The organism is Legionella norrlandica (assembly GCF_000770585.1).
Classification (GTDB): Bacteria; Pseudomonadota; Gammaproteobacteria; order Legionellales; family Legionellaceae; genus Legionella; species Legionella norrlandica.
On sequence record NZ_JNCF01000031.1, the window covers coordinates 1 to 20,734 of the forward strand.

Genomic DNA, 20,734 nt, shown 5'->3' on the forward strand with positions numbered 1-20,734 from the left:
CCTTTATTTGGGGTAGAGCCTATAAATCTTTCTTAATAATATAGCACCGTTTAGAAACAAGTAGTGTCAGTTATAACTACTTATTGAAAGAAAAATCAGCTGTCTTTAAGCATTTTAATTAATACGCCTAATCGAATCATTCGTCTCTATTAATTTTACCGGTATTGGCATCTACTCTTAATTTTACTTTTGTATCTTCTTTGCCAAGGGCTTTCACTTCGTACTGGCTACCATGAGATTCTATTTTGTAAATAGAATGATAACCAGCCCCTTCAATTTTCTGGGCGGCTTCTAATAGGGATATTGGATATTTTTGAGTGTTTTGATTTTTGATGAGATCGCCCGTTTGTGGATTCATTCGTAATATTATCTGATTTCCTTGTTCATCAAGGGCTTCTACTTCATATAGTCCGTCATCAAACTCAACTTCTTGTATAGTATGGTAACCCTTACTCTGCAAGTGTTGCAGGATTTGCGACATGGGCAATGACCGAGTTGGAATGTCATCAGCGATAGCAATTTGTGTCATAAAGGATAAAATAAATCCACTGCAGACCGATGGAATAATCCGTTTTTTCATAGTTGCTCCTCCTTGATTAAAATGAGCGCAATGATGCTCGATGTGCTTTGATGACGCAAGTATCTCATGATTTAAGTTCTTCCGAGACCATTTTTTAGTCGAGTATATCTTAGCGATACCAGTAAAAAAACCATTATACTCAATAAATCGTATCAGTAATCTTTCCATTTGACGCCTCAGGATTTGGCTAAAAGCGTTTTAAATGCCACAATCAACAGACTGTCTCTTACTATTCAATAATCAAACTTAATAAAAAGGAAGAAAATACATGAAACACTTCACTTTAGTAAAAAAATCAATGGAAGTTCTTTTAGTTTGTTTATCCTTTTTATTGTTTTCCTGCAGCGCTTCCGTTTCTAAAGAGGACTCAAAAAGTAACACGCCGGTTAAGAAGCGATTTGGTGGCTATCATCCTCATGTCCATGGGCGTGGAACTCGTTAGAAAGGACCTAATTAACACTAATTAGTATAGACAATTAGTGCATGGGTATCGTATGAAAGTATTTGTTATACAAGGACAAGTAAATTCCATTTCTTTCAATTTGTTTTAGGGCTTGATTCATTTTGTTAATTAGCGCCATCGAATCTTTTTTAGCCATGATACCATAACCTATTCCAATCGGAATGGTGTCCCCAACTCCTTTAAATAACCGGTTGTTATTTTGCTATCCAATAATCGGCAGAAAAATCATCCATAAGCAGAACATCCACTTCATATTGATTTAAGGTGGTTATTAATTTATCTGTCGAAGGGTATTCTTTAATCGAGTTGGTTTTGAATTTCTGGGTAATTAATTGTTTATAGAGAGAGCCCCTGATAATACCTGTTTTCTTATGGGTAAGCTTTTTAAGGCTCTTGAGCGAATTGTTTTTGGTGGTGACAAAATGTGCTTCACTGGCTAAATAGGGAAGACTAAAAAGAAAGGCTTGTTGTCGTTCGTTGGTAATAGTAATTGCTGCAATGGCGAGGTCAATTTTACCTGGCATTTAAGTTAGTAAACAGCGTGTTAAACAGCATGGGCTTGAAATTGACACTGGATGTTGATTTGTTTGCACAATTCCGTCATGAGTTCGATATCAAATCCAAAAAATGATTTTTATCTGCGCGTGAGTCGTTTGCTGCAATCCCAATGGTTAATGATTGAGTCCTTAGTTCAGCGGTAACGAGTATTAATAAAATAAAGAATAATCGTATCACCATGGGATAAAATGACGAGGGACCATAAAACGCAGTGTATCTCAATTTGAGAAAAATTTCAGTGCATTAGCATCAGATTGTCTTGATTTTAGCAATAGGGTGTATCAAGACACGAAATCAAGGTACAATGAAACAATAAGGTTTGACATGGATTTTCTTAAAAGGTAAGGAATGCGTTATTTTTCACGTCTCGTCATTTTCATGATGATGTACTTCGTTGTTTGCGAAGTACTGTCGGCTACCCCCTTTACTTTTAAACAGGCTTTGGACACGGCTTATCGAAATAATCCTGAATTGCAAGCCGAAATGGACAAAGCAAGGGCCATGCGGGGTTACTTTATTCAAAGTGGCCTTTATCCCAATCCGCAACTGACTTTAACGGCGGAGAATTTCGGTGGCTCTGGCGCCTACTCCAGTTATGAATCTGCGGAAACCACGTTTTCAGTCACTCAGCCGATTCCTTTAGGCCATCGACTTCAGTATTTGAAAAAAGCAACCTATGCAGACTATCTGGCGTCTCTTGCCAGCATCAGAGTTCAGCAAACAGCGCTGTATATGGCTGTGGGTGTGGCTTATGTGGATGCGCTATACGCCGGTCAATGGCATCAAGTGACCAAAAAACTGACTCGACTGAATCAGGATATTGTGGTGGCTATTGAGCGCCGGGTTAAGGCAGGTGCTGGGGCAGAGCTGGATTTGCGATTGGCGCAAGTACGATTGGGCGAGGCCAAAATCCAGGAAAATAAAGCAGCACGGGACGCTTTGTTGCAGCGAGCCAAGCTTGCGCGCTTGTTAGGTGATGGGTTAAGAGTGGATAGGCCTTTGGTGGATAAAGGGTTACCAGGTGTTTCAGTCAATTGGACTGAATTAGTAAAAAAATTACCGCAAAGCCCTCAGTTACTGCAAATGCAACTGCAATTACAAGCCAAGCGCAAGACGATTACCGCTGTTAAAAAATCCGTTTGGCCGGATTTAAACATTCAATTGGGAGGTCGTCATTTTTCTGATGACGGCAGTAATGCGGCCGTTATGTCAGCTTTTGCAGAAGTGCCAGTATATAATCGAAATCAAGGCAAAATCATGACAGCAGAAGCGCAATACACCCAGACGGCCCATGAATTTCAAGGAACGCGTCTTGATGTGCGTCAAAGTGTCTATGCGGCCTTTTTACAAGCCCAGCAAAACCACTATGAAGCCAGTTTAGTTACGGATTCCTTATTGCCGTTGGCACGTAAAGCGATAAAACTGGCTCAAGAGGGCTATCAAATGGGACGTTACACGTACATTGAATTATCAACCGCACTCAATTCTTTGTATGAAGAAGAGCGGCATTACCAGCAGGCTCATGCCGATTATCATAAAGCCTTAATTCAGATGACAGGACTTTTAGGACTGGATAATTCTAAGGAGGAGAGCAAATGACATTCCTAAAGCCATTTAAGCCATCCATTCTGCTTCTTATTCTTTGGTTCGTTATGGGGGTTTTTTCCTGGGCAGGGGAGGGCTCTCATGCTATGGAAGAAGGCAACCATCAAGAAATCATGGAAAAAGGCCTCAAGGTGGTCGCTTATTCAAGGAAGGTGATGTAGCCCTTGAGCTTTTGATTTTTGAACGGGGTATGCCTCCTCATTTTCGTGGCTTTGTTTATGAGAAAGGTGAACTGATTATACCAACCAAGGCCCGTTTAGTTGTTTATCTCACCCGGTTTAATGGTAAAAAAGAGACCATTACCTTCATTCCCGTTGAGAATTTTTTACAAAGTAATGAAGTGATTGGAGAACCCCACTCCTTTGATGTCACGATTCAATTGGAGCTAAAGGGCAAACGATTGTCCTGGCATTATTCCACCTATGAAGGACGAATCAAAATAGCACCGGCTATTTTAAAAGCTGCTGATATTCAAACTTCGGTTGCTGAAAGCCAAACGATTAAAACACAATTAAAAGTGGTCGGAAAGATTGTCCCCAATCGCGATACACTTGCTCCGATTTACCCTCGTTATTCTGGGATTATTAAAGCGTTGACTAAAAATTTAGGCGATGAGGTCACTAAGGGCGAAGTGTTGGTCACCATTGAAAGTAATGAAAGCCTGCAAAATTACGATATTACCGCACCCATAACGGGGACCATTGTACAAAAGTATGCTACCAATGGGGAGCAGGCGCAAAACACGAAACCTATTTATGAAGTGGCTAATTTAACTACTGTGTGGGCTGACTTTACCTTATACCGCAAAGAAACTCCTCGGGTAAAACAAGGAATGGAGGTTGTTGTGACAGGAGATGAGGGAAAACCAAAGTCCACCAGTGTCATTTCTTACATTGCGCCTTTGGGAATTGAAGACAGCCAAACCACTTTAGCACGTGCTGTACTTTCTAATGAAGAGCGTCTCTGGTTGCCAGGCATGTATGTGAATGGCGCGATTACCATTAAAGAAAAAACAGTTCCGGTTGCCGTTCTTCTTTCTGCAATACAGCGTTTGAATGATAAGGACGTGATTTTTGTGCGGCAAGGTGATTATTTTGAAGCAACACCCGTCATTTTAGGCGAAAAGGATGAACAATGGGTGGAAGTGGTGTCAGGTCTTGATGTTGGTCAGCCTTATGTCAGCAAAAACAGCTTCTTTATGAAGGCAGAACTTGGCAAGGAAGGCGCAAGCCACGAGCACTAAGGATGGATGATGCTTGAGAAAATTATTCGTTTTTCCCTAAAACATCGTTGGTTTGTCTTATTATTTACGGCAGTGATTGCCGCTTTGGGTGTATACAATTTTCAGCGCTTGCCTATTGATGCGGTGCCTGATATCACCAACGTGCAAGTTCAAATTAATACCCAGGCTTCTGGCTACTCACCTTTTGAGGTGGAGCAGCGCATCACCTTTCCTATCGAGTTGGCGATGAGCGGCCTACCTAGTCTTGATTATACGCGTTCTTTATCGCGCTATGGCTTATCGCAAGTCACCGTGGTCTTTAAAGACGGCACTAACATTTATTTTGCAAGACAGCTCATTAATGAGCGTTTGCAGGAAGTAAAGGATAAATTACCTCCTGAGGCCGAAACAACGCTGGGACCGATTTCAACAGGTCTCGGTGAGATTTTTATGTATACCGTGACGAATAAAACGAATGTGCCTGCCAGTCAACGCTACAATCCTACGGAGCTTCGCACCATTCAGGATTGGATAATTAAGCCACAACTGCGCAATGTCGAAGGTGTTGCGGAAGTCAATACCATTGGCGGCTATGAAAAACAATTCCACATCACACCTGATCCAATGAAACTCGTTCGATATCGTTTGAGTTTAAACGATATCGTGGAAGCATTAGAGCGCAATAATGCCAATGTCGGCGCGGGTTACATTGAATCCAATGGCGAACAACATTTAATCCGTGTTCCAGGACAGGTTAAAAACATCGCGGACATTGAAAATATTGTCATTGCCAGTTTTGAAGGAACGCCGGTTCGTATTCGGGATGTAGCAGAGGTGGCATTAGGTAAGGAATTGCGTACAGGGGCGGCTACTGAGAACAGTAAGGAAGTGGTTTTGGGTACGGTGTTTATGCTGATGGGGGAAAACAGCCGCACTGTGTCTGAGCGGGTGGCTGCCAAAATGAAAGAAATTAATAAAACACTGCCTGAAGGTGTTGAGGCAGTCACTGTGTATAATCGAACCTTGCTAGTGAATGCCACGATTAATACAGTAAAGAATAATCTGCTCGAAGGGGCGCTATTAGTTTGTGTCATTCTGTTTTTGTTCTTAGGCAACGTTCGTGCCGCACTTATTACAGCCATGGTAATTCCCCTGTCCATGCTGTTGACCATTACCGGGATGGTCACTAATAAAATCAGTGCCAATTTGATGAGTTTGGGGGCCCTTGATTTTGGTTTGATTGTCGATGGCGCGGTCATTATCGTTGAAAACTGCATTAAACATTTAGGTGAACAGCAGCATGCATTATATCGTGTGTTAAATTTGGAAGAGCGTTTAAAGGTTATTGCGTATGCGACCACCGAAGTCATTAGGCCCAGTATTTTTGGAGTATTTATTATTACGGTGGTGTATTTACCAATTTTAACGCTCACCGGTGTGGAAGGAAAAATGTTTTTGCCTATGGCTGAAACAGTGATTATTGCGCTGCTCGCTTCCATGCTGTTTGCTTTGACGTTTGTTCCCGCAGCCGTCGCTATTTTTTTGCGAGGTCGTGTGCAAGAAAAAGAAAACTGGTTAGTGCATTACCTCTCACTAGGTTATGCCAGAGTGTTGCGTCGCTGCTTTCACGCACGTTTTCTTGTAATTAGTGCCGCGGTAGTTTTAGTGGTCGTTAGTCTTCTTGTTGCTTTTCGTTTAGGTGGGGAATTTATTCCGAGCCTTGATGAAGGGGATATTGCCATGCATGCGATGCGAATTCCTGGAACGAGCTTGACTCAAGCCATCACCATGCAGCATTTAGTGGAGGAGCGGGTAAGCCAATTTCCTGAAGTAAAGCGAGTCTTTGCAAAATTAGGGACAGCAGAAGTAGCTACCGACCCCATGCCACCTAATGTGGCTGATACGTTTATTATATTAAAACCTCGCAAGGATTGGCCTAATCCTAAAAAGACCAAACAAGAATTAGTGCAGGAAATGGAGCAAGCAGTAAAACAAATTCCTGGTAATAATTATGAGTTTACCCAGCCGATTCAAATGCGTTTTAATGAATTGATTTCAGGAGTACGCAGTGATGTGGCCGTCAAAGTATTCGGTGATAATATGGATACCTTACTGCAAGTGGCAGAGGCCATTAGTGCTCAATTAAAAAAAGTGCCCGGGGCTGCTGATGTAAAAGTAGAGCAAGTCAGTGGCTTGCCGCTTCTGACCGTTGCGATTAATCGTGACGTTTTGGCGCGCTATGGGCTACAAATTGGTGCCGTACAAGATGCTATTGTCATTGCAACGGGTGGCAAAAAAGGTGGCGAGCTCTTTGAGGGCGATAAACGCTTTGATTTGGTAGTGCGCTTGCCGGAGGCCTTGCGCTCAAACCCAAATGTGTTGCGCCAAGTCTTTATCCCTTTACCTCCTTCCAAAGACAACGAGCGGCATTTTATTCCTCTGAGTGAAGTGGCTACTTTAGTGCGCAGCGAAAGCCCCAATCAAATCAGTCGTGAAAGTGGCAAACGTCGTGTTGTAGTCAGTGCGAACGTACGAAATCGAGATTTAAGTTCTTTTGTGAATGAAGCAAAACAACGTATTGAACAAAACGTCAAAATTCCCACTGGCTATTGGGTGACTTGGGGTGGGCAATTTGAGCAGTTACAATCGGCCTCCCAACGCTTGCAAATCGTAGTGCCTATCACTTTATTAGGCATTTTCCTGTTGCTGTTTATGAGTTTTGGCAGAGTAAGGGATGCTCTTTTGGTGTTTACTGGTATTCCTTTGGCATTAACTGGCGGAGTCTTTGCTTTGTGGTTCCGAGGCATTCCTTTGTCTATTTCAGCCGGTGTTGGGTTTATTGCTTTATCAGGGGTGGCTGTGTTAAATGGTCTTGTCATGATTACCTTTATTAATAAATTACGTGAGCAGAAACAAGTTTATTTGAAAGATGCGGTCTTACAAGGCTCGCTAGCGAGGCTTCGTCCTGTTTTAATGACGGCCTTGGTTGCCTCCTTAGGCTTTGTACCGATGGCCTTAGCGACAGGCACTGGTTCTGAGGTGCAGCGCCCTTTGGCGACCGTAGTGATTGGTGGAATCATTTCCTCTACTTTTCTCACTTTGTTAGTGTTGCCAGGTTTGTATTACGTCTTTCATGAGCGGCGTTACCGTAACAAATTACCCATTAAAAAAGCCGGCGAAGACACTTGATTAACATGGAGACGATCCCTTTATTTTCTCGTTGGAATTAAGGCTTCCTGGGCAAGACATCCAGAAAGAGGACTATCACAAAGACCACTAAGGCCACAAAAGCAAGATAAAATCCTATGTTTGCAATGAGTTTCATGCGGTGAGTAGAGCTTCCTTTGGCAAGAACTATCAAAACCAGTCCTATTGAAAAAATTATCCCCGCTGTAATAAGAAAATTATGGCTTGCCCAGTCGAGCATCGTTGTTTCTCACGATTTGATGGTATTTACTTAAGTATAGATGTCACTGGGTTCTTTTATGCAAGCAGTAATGAGCGGCTTCAGAGCTTATTGTTCTTTGACAATTCCTGCTAATGAGCTATATTAACAGTTAAATACTTATCTAACTGTTTAATTGTTAATTATGTTAACTCAAGACCAGGTTATCAAGTTAAGTGACATTTTGCATTTAATGGGCGAAGTTAATCGCCTTAAACTTCTTATTGAGTGCTTAAAAGGGCCGAAATCGGTTTCGGATCTGGCAGAGCAATTGCAGCTTTCTGTCCCTTTAACCAGCCATCATTTGAGTCTGTTGCGCTCAGCACGGCTCTTGATGGCTAATCGCGAAGGCAAACACATTTATTACAGTATTTATGATGCGCATGTACGCTGTATTTTAGAGGACATGCTTAAACACTTTACTGAAGAGACGGAGAATTAACATGCGTTTGCTAAAACAAGAGGATTGGGGTCGTTATTCGGTGAGCCATGTTTCGATAGGAATGAATTGCCTGCGATGTCGAACTTCTCTTGCTCCGGGGGCATATTTTTACAGTCAATGTGGGAAATCATGATGACAGCTCCGCTCACCTTAACCACTTTTTTTGTTGCAGGACTTGATTGTCAGGCTGAAGAACAATTAATCAGGCGGCAATTGCAAGCTATCCCTGAAGTGGAAAAGATGGATTTTAATTTTATTGCTGAAGAAGTAACGGTTCATCATCGATTACCCACCATTGAACCTATACAACAGCAGATAGAAGCCTTAGGGATGAGCGTGCGTGCCAAACAAAGCACCCCTAGCGACAAGGTTCAGGAAAAACTTAAATTTGATGCCTCTTGGCAGATTATTGCATTATCAGGTCTATTGGCTCTTTGCTCCGAAATAGCAGCTTATCTTTTGGCAACAGAGCAATCTCTATGGGCCATTATTCCTGCCTTACTGGCCATTATTCTCAGTGGACCTCCTACTTTTAAAAAAGGTTGGCTTGCTTTGCGCACAAAAGCCATGAACATTAACAGTCTAATGCTCATTGCCATAACAGGGGCTATCTTTATCGGTGATTGGCCTGAGGCGGCTATGGTTACTGTTTTGTTTGCGTTGGCGGAACGAATAGAGCGTTATTCCTTAGACAAAGCACGGCTGGCTATTCGAAGCTTGATGCAGATTGTTCCTGATGTGGCTCAAGTGAAAACAGCTAATGGTCAATGGCAAACTTTACTGGTCGAGGACGTGCCACTGGGTGCTGTTTTTAGAGTCAAGCCTGGTGAGCGTATTCCACTGGATGGTGAGGTGGTTTCAGGTCAAAGTACAGTCAACCAAGCTCCTATTACCGGGGAATCCATGCCAGTGAGTAAGCAGATAGGTGATTCTGTTTTTGCCGGCTCTTTAAATGAGCATGGGGCTTTTGAAGCAAAAGTGAGCAAAGCGTCAGGCGATACGCTGCTCGCTAAAATTGGTAAAGCGATTGAACAGGCGCAAGCCGAGCGGGCCCCAACGCAACGATTTGTTGACGAATTTGCAAAATACTATACGCCTATTATGGTATTGATTGCTATTCTTGTCGCTTTAATTCCTCCTTTCGTGTTGGGATATCCTTTTTATGATTGGATCTATAAGGCGTTGACTTTATTAGTTATTGCCTGTCCTTGTGCCCTGGTCATTTCAACACCAGTAACAGTGGTGAGTGGTTTGGCTGCCTCTGCCAAACATGGACTTCTCATCAAAGGAGGAAGCTATTTAGAGACGGGTTATCGCTTACAGTTAATTGCACTGGATAAAACTGGTACCTTAACAGAGGGCAAACCGGTGGTAACCGATTTTATTACTTATGATAAAAGTCAAACCAATGAACACTTGTTGTTGCTTGCTGCAAGTCTTGACAGCCACTCCGAGCACCCCGTAGCCCATGCCCTAGTGGCATATTGGCACCAAGAGCATCCTGATAAATCATTGCTTTCAGTGGAGCAGTTTTCAGCGCTTCCTGGGCGAGGCGTGAAAGGTGCCATCCAGGGGGAATTGTATTATGTAGGCAATCATCAATTAGCAGAAGACAATAAAGTCTGTTGTTTGGAGGTTGAGCAAGAATTGAAACGACTGGAAGAAGAAGGAAAAACTACTGTTATATTAAGCAATAGCACTACGGTCTTGGCTATTTTTGCAGTGGCAGATACGCTTCGAGCCAACAGTCGAGAGGCGATTGAATCATTGCATCGACAAAGGATAAAAACGGCGATGTTAACAGGTGATAATGCTCTAACCGCTCAAGCCATTGCCAAACAAGTCGGCATTGATGAAATCCAAGCTAATATATTACCAACAGAAAAAATGCAGGCTATCAATAAACTCTTAGAACAATATCAGGCTGTGGGCATGGTGGGAGATGGCATTAATGATGCACCTGCTTTAGCGAAAGCCACTATTAGCTTTGCGATGGGCAAGGGAACAGATACCGCTTTAGAGACAGCGGATGTGGTATTAATGAATGATAATTTAGCCATGCTTCCTCTGTACATTGACTTAAGCCGGAAGACAGTGCGAATTTTATGGCAAAACATTAGTCTATCCTTGGTTATTAAAACGGTGTTTTTTATTTTAGCACTTGGAGGAATGGCTACCCTTTGGATGGCGGTTTTTGCTGACATGGGGGCTAGTTTGATTGTGGTTATGAATGGGCTACGATTGTTGAATTCAAATCAAACGAAGAATCATTAATACAAGCGCTTTGATTGCTTTTTCAATATGTTATGATGAGATAAACCACTGTTTTTGTATTTGTTGAAAGGGAGAGGTAGATGAATAATACTGGATTTAAGACAATTTTCTTTTTGATTGGAGTATTGCTTTTAGGATGTAGCTTAATAATGTCCTGCACTAAAACCACAGCGACAGAAACGCATCCTGAAAGCGGTTACGAGGGAGGTTTTGGTGGTGATGGAGGGCATAGGCACCAAGAGCATTAAAAACCTCTATAGCCAGATAAGGATAGATTATTATGGGAGCTAATACTTTGACTATAGTATTGCTATTGGCATTGATGGTATTATGCCTTGGCCTTCTTGCCTTTCTTTGGAAAAAAAAGAAAAATTTACGCTTTGTTATAACCATATTAATCTTCCTTATCCTAGCTGCCATTTTTTTACATGGTGTTTCCTTCCAATTGCATTAAGGTCTTTTTTATTCATTTTAGGAAATTATATGATGATAAAGATTAGTATAAGCTGGACATCATTGCTTTTTTATTTCTTGGAGCATTACAAGGCGGTACTAAATGTGATGGGATACTTACTCTCCAGGCCGAGAGAGCGATCTCATATTCTGAATAGGTGCTAAACTAACAATCTTATGATTTAACCTAGTTTGTTCTTTCCGTACCTATCGAACTCAACAGCAGTTTCCTTTGGGATTTTATTGAGCCGTTAGCTGTTGAGCTGCACTATTCTTTACCTGGACCTGGCGTGATATGGAATACTACTAAAGAAGTTATAATTTGAATTAAGAGTTAAGCAAATCAAGTGAATGTAATGAATTTTTTCATTTTCCTGTAGCATAAGAATCTTGCTGCATGGCTTATTATTCGAAGTCAATTAATGCGGCTTGGGCAATACGTAGGTATCGCCGATTCAGTAGAAGATTCTTTGAGTAAATTAGCAGTTAAAATGTATGATGTTCTTTTAATTGATATTGGCTTGTATAAGACATTTTATGGACACGACTTGGTTAGGCACATAAAAAAACAGCAAGCTAAGTTCTAGTGATTTTCTTCTTCAAACTCATATAAGTGGAAGGTGGAAATAATTCGTTTGGCGTGACATCCAATCCTTTCAATATTTTTAGAAGATTTAAAATGGTTATATTGGCTTCGCCACGTTCCACGGTCCCGTAGTAACCCCGATTCATTTCGATGAAATTGGCAAAACCCTCTTGAGAAAAACCTTTTTCTTTTCTGATTTTGCGAATTTGTTTGCCTAGTACAATTAAGTCGGTTTGTTTTTTCATTCAAAAAGCATATGTGCTATGCTTCATATATAGCCACACGGTATGTCTATCATTTTTGAGTTTTGTTTAGGAAATGGTAAAAATAAAATCTTATTTTAATTTATAACACGGTAAATAAGCGTTATTTGAACTATATTGATACGATAGTTAAATTGAGCAGGCTCGCGAGAAATTCATGTGTAGGTATACTAATTTTAGTATTGAGAGATAACACTTCTCTTAATTATTAAAGGGATTTAAAGATTTGTTTTATGCTGGAGACCATAGATGAAGGGCATTGTTTTTACCTCCTTAAATGACATGATTATAGAACAATTTGGAATAGAAACCTGGGACCAACTCGTATCCTCACTAGACCTTCCTAGTGGTGGAAGTTATACAGCAGGCGGCACTTACTCGGATACAGAGCTGCAGCAATTGATTCAGGCCATAGCGAAGAGGACTAATCAGCACGCTTCTGCTTTTTTAGAGTCCTTTGGTGAATACATGTTTCCTATCTTATCGAGTAAGTACGCAATTTTTTTAAAAAAGGACATGACATTAAAAGAATTTTTAAAAAGCATTGATGGAACAATTCACGTGGAAGTAGAAAAGTTATACCCGGATGAAACATTACCTACCATTCACTATGAAGAGCCCGCTGCAAACCAATTGGTTATGGTGTATCGCTCGCATAGAAGGCTCTGTCATTTTGCAATGGGTCTCATCCAGGGAGCAGCGCAGCATTTTAAAAAGAGAATTACCATTAATCAGACTCACTGCATGTTGAAAAAAGATGATCATTGTCGTTTGGAGATTACCTTTGAGTGATGGGAACAAAGCATTATTTGAGCGCTCTTATTATCGCGAAAGAAAAGCTCGCGAGGAAGCCGAATTATTATTGGAAAATAAGACAAGGGAACTTCATTTACTGAACCAGGATTTGGAAAAAAAGAATGCTGAACTGATAAAAACGCTAAAAGATTTAGAGAGGGTACAAAAAAAATTATCGAAATTAGCCCATTTTGATGTATTAAGCCGATTACCCAATCGATTGCAGTTTGAACTGGATTTAAAACGTGAGATTGCCAGGTCAAAAAGATACGGTCGTCATCTGGCTCTGTTAAGCATCGATTTGGATTTTTTTAAAAATGTGAATGATCGCTTTGGTCATGATGTCGGTGATGGTCTATTGCGTGAAGTAGCAAAGCGTCTTTGCTCCAGTCTTCGCGAAGAAGATTGTGTGGCTCGATTAGGAGGAGATGAGTTTGCTGTTATTTTGACAGAAATTAATAACCCACAACAGGCAAAATTAGTGGCCAATAATATGATTCAAAAGATGGGTAAGCCATTCCATATTAAAGGTCATACAGTCATGATTGGAATCAGTATAGGAATTGCTTACTTTCCTGATGCCGGTGATGAGGCAATAACTCTTCGTAAGAATGCCGATATTGCTTTATACAACGCCAAAGAATGTGGTCGAAATAATTGCCAAATCTTCACACCATCCCTTAGAAAACAATATTCAAAACGCTTAGGAATAGGAACCGAGTTGCATCTTGCTTTGGAGCGACAAGAATTTTTTCTTGTTTATCAGCCCCGGGTTGATTTAAAAACGAATACTATGGTTGGGATGGAGGTCTTATTACGTTGGCAACATCCCAAGCGGGGTGTTGTTTTTCCTGATGAATTCATCGCCGTTGCAGAGCATTTTAACTTGATTATTCCAATTGGTGAATGGGTTTTACGAACCGCGTGCAGGCAGTATGTGGATTGGAAAAAGAGATACGCTCCTTTCAATTGTACCTTGGCGATTAATATTTCGCTTCATCAATTTCAGCACAAAGGGTTTATTTCCTCTGTGAAGCACATTTTACAGGAATATCAAATGCCATCGGATTGGTTAGAGCTTGAAATTACGGAAGCAACGGCAGTCAATTTTTTGGGAAAAATTGAAGAGACATTAAGTGCCCTTCGCAATATGGGGATAAAACTTGCTTTTGATAATTTTGGCTCAGGGTATTCTTTTTTATCGCACTTAAAAAATTCACCCATCCAATCCATCAAACTGAAACAAGCCTTAATTGAAGATGCTCATCTCAGAGAAAATGATAATTTAATTATCAAATCGACGATTGCTTTGTCGCAAGAATTGGGATTGAATGTGGTTGTGGGTGGTGTCGAAACAGAAGAACAACTCAATTTTTTACGGTCAAGTCACTGTTTCGAAGTGCAAGGCTATTACAGTAGTAAACCGTTAACAGTAGTACAGATGACGCAATTTATCGAGGAAAGGAACTCCAAAGGGTTGTAGCTTCATGTCGGTTCGTTCCCATCAAAAAATAACACCAACTGAGCTGCCAAAAGTAATTTGGTCCAAATGGATAAGTTAATAAGCCCCGCTTTATTGGCCAAAATCGATGGGTTAAATCTTGTGCTATGCTGTATTATATCGTGTTGATTATAGAGCATAATATCAGGGATGTCGGCCATGAAGGGACTAGAAAAACAATGCTGTCCTAAGAAAAGAATACTCACTAATTGCAAGAAGGGGTAGATTTCTCGTGTTGTGCACCGGCTGATAGAGGTACTTCCGATAACTTCTTTCCATTTTTCACTCGATTAGTGCAAGCCAACTTGTCTAAATGGACGGCAGGAATAAGTCCTGCTGCTATCGGTTCTTCTTATTCCACCTGGCTTTGGCAATTGGCCCAATCCCCTGGGGTTTTGTGGGAACTTGCTTTTTATCCGGTTTTTTATGCCAAGGATTGCATTAATAATATCGTTTGTGTTGAGCGTGCTGCGGATGGTAAAGACGTGCGTTTTAAAAAAGACAGTTGGCAGCATATGCCTTGGCGTTTATTCGCCGAAGGGTTTTTGCAGATGGAAGATTGGTGGCGACGCGCCACAACGGACGTGCCAGGATTACCCAACCAAGTGGAACGTACTGTTTCATTCTGGGCGCGCCAATGCCTTGATGCCCTATCCCCTTCCAATTTTGTTTGGTCTAATCCTGATTTATTTCATGAAGCCATGCGCACTGGGGGACTTAATCTCATCCAAGGCAGCCAAATCGCATTTGAAGATTGGTTAGAAAAGTTAATAGGCGCACCGCCTAAAGGCGCTGAACATTTTATCCCAGGAAAAGACGTGGCCATTACACCGGGGCGGGTGGTGTTCCAAAATCATTTGATGGAATTGATTCAATATGAAGCCCAAACCAAGGCCGTCTAAAAAGAGCCGATACTCATCATGCCTGCCTGGATTATGAAATATTATATTCTTGATTTATCCCCACATAATTCCTTGGTGAAGTGGCTCGTAAGTCAGGGCACATCGTATTTATCATTTCCTGGCGCAATCCTGACAAAGAGGACCAGGATTTGGGGATGGATGATTATTATCGGCAAGGAGCTATGGCTGCATTTGATGTGGTATCAACCCTTTTCCCAGAAACCAAAATCAATCTGATGGGGTATTGTTTAGGTGGTACTTTGGCTATGATTACGGCAGCTGCGATGGGCAGAGACAAGGACGAACGTTTAAACAGCTTGACACTCTTGGCAGCCCAAGGGGATTTTACTGAGGCTGGGGGATTAATGCTCTTTGTAACTGAAAGTCAAGTGGATTTTCTTAAAAGTATGATGCGGGAACAAGGGTATCTGGATACCAAGCAAATTGCTGGTTCTTTTCAGATGTTGCGTGCTTATGACTTAATTTGGTCCAAAATGGTTCAAGATTACATGCATGGAATGTGGCGAGGGATGATTGATTTAACCGCATGGAATGCGGATGCCACACGGATGCCTTACAAAATGCACAGTGAATACCTTGAAAAACTCTTCTTAAGGAATGATTTTGCCGAAGGGCGTTATACCGTGGAAGGGAAGCCGGTGGCCGCTGAGAACATCGAATTGCCTGTTTTTGCTGTGAGCACTGAAAAAGACCATGTAGCCCCTTGGCAATCCGTTTATAAAATCCATCTTATGACCGAAGGGGATGTGACCTTTGTTCTCACTGGTGGTGGGCATAATGCGGGCATCATCAGTGAGCCGGATCACCCAGGATGCTCTTATCGTGTTCATGAGCAGAAACAAGGCAAGGCTTACTTAAATCCTGAGAGCTGGCTTGCGATGGCAGAGAGGCGGGAAGGTTCCTGGTGGCGAGAATGGCATGAGTGGCTAGTCCAGCAAAACGCTAAAAAACGCATTGCATCACCTATCATGAATCCGTCACTGCCAGAGGCACCAGGAACTTATGTGCTGCAGAAATAAAACGCTCTTCTTTGAACAATAGGAGCGCTGTATATTAGTAAGCATCCGATCCAATAAAGCCGCATCCATTTGCTTAGCAAATCCTCTAGGTGGATGGCGGCCATCTTATCAATGTTTAAAATAACAGTGCTCAATGGACTTTTGAGTGAGTTACATGTATTGCCCACCATTAATATCAAAATTGGCACCAGTAATAAAACCACTTTGCTCCTCTGCAAGGAAGGCAACAACACGAGCAATTTCTTGGGGTTTGCCTAATCGTCCCACAGGAATTTGGGCAACAATCGCTTCTAAAATATCGTCCCTTAGAGAGGCGAGCATCTCAGTATTGATATAGCCAGGAGAGACGGTATTCACTGTAATTCCTTTTTTTGCGACTTCTTGTGCCAGACTTTTGGTAAAACCGTATAATGCGGATTTAGTGGCTGCGTAATTACACTGGCCGAATTGACCTTTGCGTCCATTCACAGAAGAAATGGTGATAATACGTCCATAACTATTATCCAACATATTGGATAACACGGTTTTCGTCATATTAAAGACACTATTCAAATTGGCATTGATGACATCCTGCCATTGTTCTTGAGTCATTTTTTTCAAAGTGGCATCGTGCGTCACACCGGCATTGTTCACTAGAATATCGATTTTGCCGTATTTTTCGATGACCAAGTCGGTCAGTTTCTCACAATCATTGAAGGAAGAAATATCGGCATAGACAATGTCGATATCAAATCCTTGCATGGCTTGTTTTTTCTGCCATTCTTTCGCTAAGTCATGATTGCCCTGTTTGAAATAACAGGCGATGACTTGATAATCTAACTTTTGCATTTCTTGGCATATGGCAGTACCTATACCACCAGTACCACCTGTGACTAAAGCAACTCGTTGGTTCACTTCCTTCCTCCTTGATGGTTACATGCAGTAAAAATAAGTGTTATTGTCATCGGAACGGTCTTACCTAGACCTAATGGTGGTCATTTATTTGATAACTTCTACTTCCTCAGCCTGAGGTCCTTTCTGTCCTTTTCCCATTTTAAAAAGAACGGCTGCCCCATCGGGAAGTGTTTTAAAGCCGTCACTTTGAATTGAACTAAAGTGGACAAAGTAGTCTTTGCCACTACTTTCAATAAAACCAAAACCCTTGTCTTTATTAAACCATTTGACTTTACCACGAATTTTGTTAGTCATTTTTTGTTTATTTCCTTATAATCAAGTGGGTTATATAGTGTCATGCGACGCTGTTCTTTTTGTCAATACTTGCTAACCAGAAAGCTTTTAGTGGTTTAATGGATTGAATCAGTGGACTCTCCAGTGTTTCCCTTTGTTTTTTTCAATGAAACCACTTTATCACATTGAATCTCAATGGTTGTTTTAGCAGCAGATACTCCCCAACATCGTATTCTTTTTCCCTCTTTCTCGATGAATAGCACGTGAATAACCAAATTGCTCCCATAAGTGTTGTCGATGGTGATGTCTTGAGTCTCATTCGTTTTTGTCAGGAGTCTTCCCAGTGAATTGCCACCACGGTGGAACTCTATTAATACTTCAGTATTGGATAAGGAAACATTGTTTATTTTGGAATTCTTATGGTATTGGAGGTGATAGGATTACATGCCAGCATAGGCATTGAGTGTTGTGCAGGAAAAAATTGCCGAAAAAATAATTTTAAGAAGAATTATTTTTTTATTTTAAATGACTTGATATCGTTCATGTGATTCCTATCCTTATCTTTGTCCATGTACTTTTACTATTTTGTCATAAAATTTTTACATGCCTAATCTTTAGTAGCATAATTCCTTTTTGTCATAATAGAGCTCAGTCAACAGAATAACTTATTATGAGGTTGGAGACTCATTTTAGTTTTTATTAACGACTCTAACAAGGATTAGTTTAGTATGCGTTTACGTCTTGTCATCTTAGTTTTAGCCGCAATTATTATTGGTGTGGGAAGTTATTCTGGGATAGTGAATGTCATTAAAGAACCCATAGAAAATATGATAATAGGGTATAAAAGCCCATCAGCCTGGAATAATCGTGGTGTAGATTATGTGATTGGCAAAAGAGTAGCACAAAATGACTCTGAAGCTGTAAAATGGTTTTGCAAGGCAGCGAAACAAGGCGAAGCCATGGCCCAGCGCAACCTTGGCTTGATGTATGCTGCAGGCAAAGGGGTCCCTCAGGATAATGGCAAGGCTATGCAATGGTTTCGTAAAGCCGCTCTTCAAAATGATGCCGTGTCACAATTAAATCTTGGTGTCATGTATCAAAAAGGTATGGGTACTCAGCAAAACGATAGGGAAGCAATCAAGTGGATTCATAAAGCAGCCGCACAAGGATTTCCAGAGGCTGAACGTAGTCTTGGCATCCTATATTCCACTGCTGAAAATGGGCAACAAAATTATGTCGAAGCTTTTAAATGGCTTCACAAGGCAGCTGAGAAAGAAGATGCCATAGCCCAATATAATCTTGCAGTTATGTATGTCACAGGCAAGGGGGTTCGGCAAAATGATACGGAAGCAGTTAAGTGGTTTCGTAAAGCAGGCAAACATGGCGATCTCATGGCTCAACGAACACTTGGATTAATGTACGCAACGGGGAGCAATGTTCAACAGGATGATTTTCAAGCGATGAAATGGTTTCGTCTGGCCGCGAAACAAGGAGATGCTGTGGCTCAATATAATATAGGTATAGGCTTTCTTAACGGCAAAGGGGTGATTCGAAATCACACAAAAGCTCTGAAATGGTTTCATTTAGCTGCTAGTCAAGGATTGCCCCAAGCTCAATATGTGCTTGCTGCACTTTATCATGATGGAGTGAGTCTTCCTCAAAATAGCATGGAAGCAATAAAGTGGCTCCGAAAGGCTGCTGCGCAAGGTCACTTGCAAGCTCAAGAGCGCCTGCAGGCTCTGGTTAGACAGGATTAGCTGTGAGGCGGTTCCTCTTTCATTATCATACGAGTTAGTATTTATCCCCCTATGCTGAAAATAACGATTTGATTATTTCAATGAGAAATTATTTAAACATAATAAATAATATTTTCGTTCACGATTTTTTAATGCTTATTTAATTGTAATGGGATAAGCACAGCTCGTCATTTCAGAGATTAACACCTTTACAGTCGGAGTTGTTATTTTCTATCTAGGTTCTAGATATAAGCCGTTTAAATTTCTGAAAATTCATTTAGGTTAAAATTGATACACCTAAAAGTTAGAATCTGCCTCATTTATTGGGAATATTTTTGCAACACTATCATTAACTAATCTGAGCGGTACTTTTATCCGAAGCACATTGCCATGCGATGTTATTATTTTAGCCTTTAAGTGTCGTTAAAGAGCATCTCTTTTCAGGTTTTATGGTTCTGTAAATTATTATTATAAACATTGTTGCTATTAGCGTAAAAACTAAAATTGATGGTGACGATGCAACGCCGGTTTTTTTTACAAGTATCATAGAAAGTAATGGAGCGAGGCCAGCGGATAAACTTGCTGCAATGGAATATAGTATTGATAAAACACTACAACGTAATTTAATCGGGAACATTTCAGCTAACATTACTGGTACTGTTGCATAATATGCTCCTGCTGGAACAGCAATTAAAGCTTGACTCAAAATTAACTGATAAAATATTTTGTGCGATAAGAAGTTGAAAAAAGGTTGAGATAGAACTAGAAATCCTATACTTGCTGCAACTACGATTTTTTCTCTACTAATTTTATCAGATAGATTCCCAATCAGAGGAAATACTCCTAGAAGTACCATTAAAGAAATGATGTTGGAAATGATAATTTCATGGTTTTGAAAATTACCATATAAACGAGCTTGCATAGGACCATAAATGTAAATTTGAAATGTAGTTGTTACACCCAAACAACTCAAAATAAACACATAAAGAGATTGTATTTTATTGTTTTTGATATAGGTTACCGATTCAGAAAGTAAACTCTTAAATTTAGGCTTTGGTCTGTCTGCATAGTATACGATGTATTCCATACTCTCGGGGATACATAAACGGATGTATAAACCAATCGAAGATCCTAAAAGCGCAAGCACAAAAGGAACACGCCAGATCATCCAGTCCTGTTCAGGATAGTGACTGGTAAAATAAGTAACAATCAATACAACTAAAGACGCTATCAGCATCCCTGACATAGCGCCAAAGGATGCCCAGCTTCCTGAGTAGCCCTTTTTTGAGGCTTCGGCATTCTCAACTAGGTAAGCAGAGGAGTTTAAATATTCTGCACCACAGGAGAAGCTCTGAATAATTCTTAACACTAATAAGGTAATAGCAGAAAATGTACCTATAGTACTGTGAGGGGGGATAAACCCGATAAGGGTTGTTGATATGCCCATTGTTAGGATAGAACCTGCAAGGATAATTTTTCTGCCATAGATATCGGATAGTAAGCCCATTATCATAGCCCCAATAGGTCTGGCTAGGTATCCAGCAAAGAAAGTAAGAAAGACGAGAAACAAACCCTTGGAGACATCACCAATCAGGTATTTGGCAATGTAAACTGAGAGTAGGCCACAAATAGCCATGTCAAAGGATTCAATTAAATTACCCAGTGTACCTGCCAGAATGATTCGGGTTTGGTGCTTCATGCG

At 40.9% G+C, this 20,734-nt stretch carries 16 protein-coding genes and 3 pseudogenes; 12 read left to right on the top strand and 7 right to left on the bottom strand.

Annotated features, from left to right (window positions below; translation table 11 throughout):
• Positions 1-136: 136 nt before the first annotated feature.
• Entirely contained in the window at positions 137-748 is a 612-nt protein-coding gene (locus OK13_RS08725; RefSeq protein ID WP_011215155.1) for a PepSY domain-containing protein, read from the bottom strand.
• 100 nt (positions 749-848) lie between these two features.
• Between OK13_RS08725 and OK13_RS14760 the strand changes: the two genes are divergently transcribed.
• Positions 849-1,022 (top strand): hypothetical protein, encoded by a 174-nt coding sequence (locus OK13_RS14760; protein ID WP_162833795.1) that lies wholly within the window; start codon positions 849-851, stop codon positions 1,020-1,022.
• Between the two features lie 215 nt (positions 1,023-1,237).
• Here OK13_RS14760 and OK13_RS15865 read toward each other — a convergent pair whose 3' ends face one another.
• Positions 1,238-1,567: a substrate-binding periplasmic protein gene (locus tag OK13_RS15865; protein ID WP_252410484.1), complete on the bottom strand. Its 330-nt coding sequence runs from the start codon at positions 1,565-1,567 to the stop codon at positions 1,238-1,240.
• A 382-nt stretch (positions 1,568-1,949) separates the two neighbouring features.
• Between OK13_RS15865 and OK13_RS08735 the strand changes: the two genes are divergently transcribed.
• The 7 genes and pseudogenes from OK13_RS08735 (at position 1,950) to OK13_RS14770 (ending at position 11,043) form a co-directional block, all read left to right on the top strand.
• Positions 1,950-3,200: a TolC family protein gene (locus tag OK13_RS08735; RefSeq protein WP_011215156.1), complete on the top strand. Its 1,251-nt coding sequence runs from the start codon at positions 1,950-1,952 to the stop codon at positions 3,198-3,200.
• Positions 3,197-4,449: pseudogene (locus tag OK13_RS08740) on the top strand (efflux RND transporter periplasmic adaptor subunit). Before OK13_RS08735 ends, OK13_RS08740 begins: the two are co-directional and overlap by 4 nt.
• Before the next feature lie 9 nt (positions 4,450-4,458).
• On the top strand, positions 4,459-7,617 hold the full coding sequence (locus tag OK13_RS08745; protein ID WP_011215158.1) for a CusA/CzcA family heavy metal efflux RND transporter: 3,159 nt from the start codon (positions 4,459-4,461) through the stop codon (positions 7,615-7,617).
• A 401-nt stretch (positions 7,618-8,018) separates the two neighbouring features.
• Positions 8,019-8,315: an ArsR/SmtB family transcription factor gene (locus OK13_RS08750; RefSeq protein WP_011215160.1), complete on the top strand. Its 297-nt coding sequence runs from the start codon at positions 8,019-8,021 to the stop codon at positions 8,313-8,315.
• 132 nt (positions 8,316-8,447) lie between these two features.
• Entirely contained in the window at positions 8,448-10,589 is a 2,142-nt protein-coding gene (locus tag OK13_RS08755; protein WP_011215161.1) for a heavy metal translocating P-type ATPase, read from the top strand.
• 80 nt (positions 10,590-10,669) lie between these two features.
• Positions 10,670-10,837 (top strand): hypothetical protein, encoded by a 168-nt coding sequence (locus OK13_RS14765; RefSeq protein ID WP_162833796.1) that lies wholly within the window; start codon positions 10,670-10,672, stop codon positions 10,835-10,837.
• Between the two features lie 32 nt (positions 10,838-10,869).
• Positions 10,870-11,043, top strand: a complete 174-nt coding sequence (locus OK13_RS14770) for a hypothetical protein (RefSeq protein WP_162833797.1) — start codon at positions 10,870-10,872, stop codon at positions 11,041-11,043.
• A gap of 575 nt (positions 11,044-11,618) precedes the next feature.
• On the opposite strand, the gene OK13_RS08760 is transcribed toward OK13_RS14770, so the two are convergent.
• Positions 11,619-11,873 (bottom strand): helix-turn-helix domain-containing protein, encoded by a 255-nt coding sequence (locus OK13_RS08760; RefSeq protein WP_011215164.1) that lies wholly within the window; start codon positions 11,871-11,873, stop codon positions 11,619-11,621.
• A 267-nt stretch (positions 11,874-12,140) separates the two neighbouring features.
• On the opposite strand from OK13_RS08760, the gene OK13_RS08765 reads away from it, so the two are divergent.
• The 3 genes and pseudogenes from OK13_RS08765 (at position 12,141) to OK13_RS08775 (ending at position 16,129) form a co-directional block, all read left to right on the top strand.
• Positions 12,141-12,683, top strand: a complete 543-nt coding sequence (locus tag OK13_RS08765; protein WP_011215165.1) for a heme NO-binding domain-containing protein — start codon at positions 12,141-12,143, stop codon at positions 12,681-12,683.
• On the top strand, positions 12,649-14,169 hold the full coding sequence (locus OK13_RS08770; RefSeq protein WP_011215166.1) for a putative bifunctional diguanylate cyclase/phosphodiesterase: 1,521 nt from the start codon (positions 12,649-12,651) through the stop codon (positions 14,167-14,169). Before OK13_RS08765 ends, OK13_RS08770 begins: the two co-directional genes overlap by 35 nt.
• A 177-nt stretch (positions 14,170-14,346) precedes the next feature.
• Positions 14,347-16,129: pseudogene (locus tag OK13_RS08775) on the top strand (PHA/PHB synthase family protein).
• Positions 16,130-16,279: 150 nt separating this feature from the next.
• Here the strand turns inward: OK13_RS08775 and phbB are convergent.
• The 3 genes and pseudogenes from phbB to OK13_RS15305 all read right to left on the bottom strand — a co-directional run bounded on the left by phbB (position 16,280) and on the right by OK13_RS15305 (position 17,840).
• Entirely contained in the window at positions 16,280-17,023 is a 744-nt protein-coding gene (gene phbB, locus OK13_RS08780) for an acetoacetyl-CoA reductase (protein ID WP_011215167.1), read from the bottom strand.
• Between the two features lie 84 nt (positions 17,024-17,107).
• Entirely contained in the window at positions 17,108-17,317 is a 210-nt protein-coding gene (locus tag OK13_RS08785; RefSeq protein ID WP_011215168.1) for a cold-shock protein, read from the bottom strand.
• Positions 17,318-17,412: 95 nt separating this feature from the next.
• Positions 17,413-17,840, bottom strand: a pseudogene (locus tag OK13_RS15305) (hypothetical protein).
• A 184-nt stretch (positions 17,841-18,024) separates the two neighbouring features.
• Between OK13_RS15305 and OK13_RS08790 the strand changes: the two are divergent.
• A complete protein-coding gene (locus OK13_RS08790; protein WP_011215169.1) occupies positions 18,025-19,053 on the top strand; it encodes a tetratricopeptide repeat protein in 1,029 nt (342 codons plus the stop codon).
• A 385-nt stretch (positions 19,054-19,438) separates the two neighbouring features.
• On the opposite strand, the gene OK13_RS08795 is transcribed toward OK13_RS08790, so the two are convergent.
• The gene (locus OK13_RS08795) at positions 19,439-20,731 is read right to left on the bottom strand and encodes an MFS transporter (RefSeq protein ID WP_011215170.1); all 1,293 of its coding nucleotides are present in this window, start codon (positions 20,729-20,731) and stop codon (positions 19,439-19,441) included.
• Positions 20,732-20,734 lie beyond the last annotated feature (3 nt).

Excerpts from the sequence above, each read along its gene's own strand:
- OK13_RS08725 (WP_011215155.1), bottom strand. The coding sequence starts at position 748 with ATGGAAAGATTACTGATACGATTTATTGAGTATAATGGTTTTTTTACT.
- OK13_RS14760 (WP_162833795.1), top strand. The coding sequence starts at position 849 with ATGAAACACTTCACTTTAGTAAAAAAATCAATGGAAGTTCTTTTAGTT.
- OK13_RS15865 (WP_252410484.1), bottom strand. The coding sequence starts at position 1,567 with ATGCCAGGTAAAATTGACCTCGCCATTGCAGCAATTACTATTACCAAC.
- OK13_RS08735 (WP_011215156.1), top strand. The coding sequence starts at position 1,950 with ATGCGTTATTTTTCACGTCTCGTCATTTTCATGATGATGTACTTCGTT.
- OK13_RS08745 (WP_011215158.1), top strand. The coding sequence starts at position 4,459 with ATGCTTGAGAAAATTATTCGTTTTTCCCTAAAACATCGTTGGTTTGTC.
- OK13_RS08750 (WP_011215160.1), top strand. The coding sequence starts at position 8,019 with ATGTTAACTCAAGACCAGGTTATCAAGTTAAGTGACATTTTGCATTTA.
- OK13_RS08755 (WP_011215161.1), top strand. The coding sequence starts at position 8,448 with ATGACAGCTCCGCTCACCTTAACCACTTTTTTTGTTGCAGGACTTGAT.
- OK13_RS14765 (WP_162833796.1), top strand. The coding sequence starts at position 10,670 with ATGAATAATACTGGATTTAAGACAATTTTCTTTTTGATTGGAGTATTG.
- OK13_RS14770 (WP_162833797.1), top strand. The coding sequence starts at position 10,870 with ATGGGAGCTAATACTTTGACTATAGTATTGCTATTGGCATTGATGGTA.
- OK13_RS08760 (WP_011215164.1), bottom strand. The coding sequence starts at position 11,873 with ATGAAAAAACAAACCGACTTAATTGTACTAGGCAAACAAATTCGCAAA.
- OK13_RS08765 (WP_011215165.1), top strand. The coding sequence starts at position 12,141 with ATGAAGGGCATTGTTTTTACCTCCTTAAATGACATGATTATAGAACAA.
- OK13_RS08770 (WP_011215166.1), top strand. The coding sequence starts at position 12,649 with ATGATCATTGTCGTTTGGAGATTACCTTTGAGTGATGGGAACAAAGCA.
- OK13_RS08785 (WP_011215168.1), bottom strand. The coding sequence starts at position 17,317 with ATGACTAACAAAATTCGTGGTAAAGTCAAATGGTTTAATAAAGACAAG.
- OK13_RS08790 (WP_011215169.1), top strand. The coding sequence starts at position 18,025 with ATGCGTTTACGTCTTGTCATCTTAGTTTTAGCCGCAATTATTATTGGT.
- OK13_RS08795 (WP_011215170.1), bottom strand. The coding sequence starts at position 20,731 with ATGAAGCACCAAACCCGAATCATTCTGGCAGGTACACTGGGTAATTTA.